A 1,279-nucleotide genomic window follows, 5' to 3' on the forward strand; every position below is an offset into this window, starting at 1 on the left:
TGTAATGCCCCCCATTGTCAAGACACGAATTTTTGAGGGATAAGTTATGTCCTCCTTCTCGTGTCATTAAGCATTTTAGGATGCGATTTGGTCTATCGAGTGAGCATAGAATTGATCTGGCTTTGCTCCATTGAGAGATTGATGAGGCCGAATTTGGTTGTAAAATTGGACATAGCTAGCTATCCCTTTACGCAACGCGCGAGGGTTTTCAAATTCATTGAGATAGATACATTCGTATTTGAGTGACCGGAAATAGCGCTCTGTTCGGCTGTTATCCGTGGCTCGTCCCTTACCGTCCATCGACACTTTAACGCCTTCTTGCTCAAGCAGTTCCAGATAGGTTGCATTGGTGAAATGGGAGCCTTGATCGCTATTCATAATCTCCGGCCTACAGCGGCTGAATGCACGTTTGAGGCACTTCAATACAAAGCCTTTCTCGAGTGTGCTGGATATCTCGTAATCAATGATTCTGCGGCTGTACCAGTCGATGATGTTGAACAGGTACATGAAACCATTGCCCATCCGGAGATACGTAATATCGATCCCCCAGACTTGATTCGGTCGATCTATTTTCAGACCTCGTAGGAGATAAGGGCGCTTGTATTTGGCATGGAGGCGTTTGCTTAAGTTTGGCTTCGGATAGATGGCCTCGAGTCCCATGATTCTCATCAGCCGCCGTACGCGCTTACGATTGACATCAAAGCCCTGATCTCGAAGGAATCTGGTCATACGCCGGTAGCCGAAGTAAGGATGCAACATGTAGATCTCATCAATCCGATGCATGATCTGTACATTTTCTTCGCTCTCATGACGTTCCTTGTCAGCGCGGTATACGCTGGTTCGGTTCACGCCTAGCAGCTCTGCCTGACGCTTGATGGTAATGGCTTCGCAATCGCGTTCTACCATGGCTTTTCGGGCTTCTAGAGGTTCATTTAAGACCAGATTTTTTTTTGAGCCAGTCGACCTCAACCGTAAGTTGGCCTACCAGCTTCTCTAGATGTTCCTGCTTGCTCTCATACTCCTTTTTCAGTTTTTCTGCTTCACTGGTCTTCTTCTCAAATACCACGGATGCACGTTCTAAAAACTCAGCTTTCCACCGGCTAACCATTACCGGGCTTAGTTCATATTTCGCACTAATCTCGTTTACGGTCTGCTCCTCACGGAGGACCTCCAGTACAACCTTCGTCTTAAACTCTGAGGTATATCGGTTCCGTTTTTCCATTGCTTCATTATAACTTATTTTTCTTCCTCCCGTGTCTCAACCTATGGGAGCATTATA

General features: G+C 46.4%; 1 protein-coding gene. It reads right to left on the minus strand.

The annotated features are described in order from the left end of the window. Positions 1 to 75 precede the first annotated feature (75 nt). Positions 76 to 1,222 (minus strand): IS3 family transposase gene (locus tag RCO25_RS34550; protein WP_483874738.1). Its coding sequence is split into 2 segments (ribosomal slippage): positions 76 to 952 and positions 951 to 1,222, totalling 1,149 coding nucleotides; the frame shifts between segments, so codons are not numbered across the junction. Between the last annotated feature and the right edge of the window lie 57 nt (positions 1,223 to 1,279).

Source organism: Paenibacillus sp. LHD-38, assembly GCF_031157315.1.
In the GTDB taxonomy this organism is placed as follows: domain Bacteria; phylum Bacillota; class Bacilli; order Paenibacillales; family Paenibacillaceae; genus Pristimantibacillus.